Consider the following 3280-nt stretch of genomic DNA (forward strand, 5'->3'; position numbering starts at 1 on the left):
CCCCTGGACGTGGTCTATCAATATGAACCAATAGCCCCAGAACTCAGTGCGGCAGATGCCAAATACATTTGGGGTGCCCAAGGTAACCTCTGGACAGAATACATTACCAATCCCGCCAAGGTGGAATACATGTTATTTCCACGCTTAGCTGCCTTAAGTGAAATTTTATGGAGCCCTAAAATTAAACGTAACTACCCTGATTTTAAGCGCCGTTTGAAAACACAATTCAAGCGGTACGACATGCGCCATATGAATTACTCCAAACGATATTTGTAGTTTCAACACGATTTCCTATATTTGCTTAATCCTATAGTCAATGCAAAAAAGAACCCTGCTAGACGGAAAAAAATTCCAGATCACAATTAAACGACTTTGTCACCAGTTAATTGAGAATCATACTGATTTTTCAAAAACTGTATTAATTGGTATCCAGCCAAGAGGCAGTTACTTCGCCGACCGTGTACAACACGAACTCCACGCTATTTTAAAGACAGACACCATTAAAAAAGGTAACCTTGACATTACTTTTTTCAGAGACGATTTCAGGCGTAAAGATGGCCTGGTTTCTGCAAGCAGTAATACCATAGATTTTATCATTGAGGGTAAAGAGGTGATCCTTATTGATGATGTATTGTGGACTGGCCGTACCATCCGTGCGGCATTAGATGCTTTATTAGCTTACGGAAGACCGGCGAAGGTAGAACTGATGGTTTTAATAGACCGCAGATTTTCAAGACATGTACCTATAGAGCCAGATTATATTGGTTTACAGGTAGACAGTTTGCACTCACAGCTTGTTAAAGTTAGCTGGAAAGAGACAGAAGGTGAAGACAAAGTAATTTTATTATCAGAAAAGATCAAATAGAAAATGGCAGCAGACAGATTATCAACCCGACATCTTTTAGGCATTAAAGATATCACCCGGAATGATATTGAATTGATATTCGAAACTGCCGATAATTTCAAAGATGTCATTAACCGTCCTATTAAACGGGTGCCATCTTTAAGAGATATTACTATCGCCAATATATTTTTCGAAAATTCTACGCGTACAAAATTATCCTTCGAACTGGCAGAAAAGCGACTTTCAGCAGATGTAGTCAACTTTGCGGCTTCCTCTTCTTCGGTAAGTAAGGGCGAAACACTCATAGATACCGTCAACAACATCCTGGCCATGAAAGTGGACATGGTGGTGATGAGACATCCTTATGCCGGTGCAGGTGTTTTCTTAAGTAAACACATCAAAGCACAGATTGTAAATGCCGGCGATGGCGCTCATGAACACCCAACCCAGGCATTATTAGATGCCTTTTCTATCCGTGAGAAACTGGGCGATGTAGCTGGAAAAAAAGTAGTTATTGTGGGTGATATCCTTCACTCCAGGGTGGCTATTTCCAATATCCTGTGTTTACAAAAACTCGGTGCCGAAGTGATGGTTTGCGGTCCTACAACCCTCATTCCTAAACACATTGGCAGCTTGGGTGTTAAAGTAGAACATGACCTTCGCAAAGCCCTGAACTGGTGCGACGTAGCCAATATGCTGCGCATCCAACTGGAAAGACAGGACATCAAATTCTTCCCTTCCTTAAGGGAATATGCCATGATGTATGGTTTAACAAAACCTATCCTCGACAGCCTTGATAAAGAAATTATTGTCATGCACCCCGGCCCAATTAACCGTGGGGTGGAGATTACCAGTGATGTGGCAGACAGTAAACAATCTATTATTCTTGAACAGGTGGAAAATGGTGTGGCCGTAAGGATGGCCGTACTTTATCTACTTGCTGCTCAAGGGCATTAGCATCATCCAGTCCTATTTTATACCAATTTTGCTAACTTTACGTTTACACAGGTGTTATTAACATATGTTAATTACTATTGTTAATAAGCCGCTTTAGTATAGCTATATTAGTAGCCATCATATTTGAATAAACCAGATGCAGAAAAAATACCTTTTTATACCCCTTTTATTAGCAGGGAACCTAACGGCTGGATATGCACAGCTTAGTCCTTTAGTTAACCTGAACAAAAACTATCAAAGTGGATTAGAACTTTTAGACAATGAAAAATATGTTGCCGCAGCACAGCAGTTCAGGCTGGTGGAACATTTAAGAATAAAGCCAGATGCACAGCCGGAAAGCAATGCTCAGCTATCCTTGTTAAAAGAAAATGCTAAATTTTATGCCGCTGTATGTGCGCTTGAATTAGGTAATGCAGACGCAGAGAGCTTATTTCAAAAGTTCATCAACGACTACCCTTTAAATCCGAATACCAAACTGGCGTATTTCCATGTAGGTAAAGCCTATTTTGCACAAAAGAACTATGAAAAAGCGTTGAGCTGGTTTGAAAAAACTGACCCTTCTACCCTTTCTCAAAAACAACGTGTAGAATACCAGTTCAAACAAGGCTATGCTTATTTCAGAATGAATGATATTGAAAAAGCAGAACCTTTATTTGAAGAGGTAAAAAAAGTGGCTTCACCTTACCAGGAAGATGCTACCTATTACTTCGCCTATATCAATTACCTGAACAAGGAATATAAAACTGCCTTAAGTAATTTTGAGAAGTTAAAAGGTTCGCCAACCTATGAAGCCAGCTACCCTTATTACATCACTTCCATGTATTACCTGGATGAGCGTTATGATGAGGTGATCAGCTATGCAACACCGCTTTTGCCTACCATTAACGAACAATACCAGGCAGATATGATCAGCTTAATTGCTGCTTCTTATTTTGCTAAAGATGATTTCAAAAATGCAGAGAAGTACTTTCAACAGTACTACAGCAAAGCAAATGCATCACAAACCAATAACCTGTACCTTTACCAATATGGTTATACCTTGTTTGAACTGAAAAAATACAGTCAGGCGGTAACCGTGTTAGAAAAGTTAAATACTGACGATGTGTACCTGCAAAGCGGGATGTACACTTTAGGGCGTACTTTAATTCAACTGAACAACAAAGACAAAGCGAGAAGTGCTTTTTTCAGGGCTTCAAGGTTAGACTTCGACAAAAAAGTTCAGGAAGATGCCTGGATCAATTATGCCAAGTTAAGTTATGAACTTGAATTTAACCAGCAGGCATTAGAGTCTACGCAGAGTTTCTTAAAAGAATTCCCCAAATCGGCCAAGCTGAATGAAGCTAAAACCTTATTGGGCGAAATTCTCTTGAGCAGTAAAAACTACCAGGCCGCTATTGATATTTTAGAGCCTATCCCAAATAAAACAACTGAAGCTAAAGAAGCTTACCAGAAAGTAACGTATTTCCGTGGTTTAGAATT

At 39.7% G+C, this 3280-nt stretch carries 4 protein-coding genes; all 4 read left to right on the plus strand.

Going from position 1 to position 3280, the window contains the following annotated elements:
* Positions 1–276 (plus strand): family 20 glycosylhydrolase (locus ACR2F7_RS12475; RefSeq protein ID WP_432713886.1); only part of this gene is annotated, 276 nt, incomplete at its 5' end.
* A gap of 40 nt (positions 277–316) precedes the next feature.
* Positions 317–865, plus strand: a complete 549-nt coding sequence (pyrR, locus tag ACR2F7_RS12480; protein ID WP_432713887.1) for a bifunctional pyr operon transcriptional regulator/uracil phosphoribosyltransferase PyrR — start codon at positions 317–319, stop codon at positions 863–865.
* Between the two features lie 3 nt (positions 866–868).
* Positions 869–1801 (plus strand): aspartate carbamoyltransferase catalytic subunit, encoded by a 933-nt coding sequence (locus tag ACR2F7_RS12485; protein WP_432713888.1) that lies wholly within the window; start codon positions 869–871, stop codon positions 1799–1801.
* Positions 1802–1937: 136 nt separating this feature from the next.
* Positions 1938–3280, plus strand: a 1343-nt coding sequence (locus tag ACR2F7_RS12490; RefSeq protein ID WP_432713889.1) for a tetratricopeptide repeat protein, incomplete at its 3' end; no start/stop codon positions are given.

Origin of the sequence: Pedobacter sp., assembly GCF_045628745.1 — a bacterium.
In the GTDB taxonomy this organism is placed as follows: domain Bacteria; phylum Bacteroidota; class Bacteroidia; order Sphingobacteriales; family Sphingobacteriaceae; genus Pedobacter.

What these genes read in the sequence shown, in the direction of transcription:
- pyrR (WP_432713887.1), top strand. Translation starts at nt 317, where the DNA reads ATGCAAAAAAGAACCCTGCTAGACGGAAAAAAATTCCAGATCACAATT.
- ACR2F7_RS12485 (WP_432713888.1), top strand. Translation starts at nt 869, where the DNA reads ATGGCAGCAGACAGATTATCAACCCGACATCTTTTAGGCATTAAAGAT.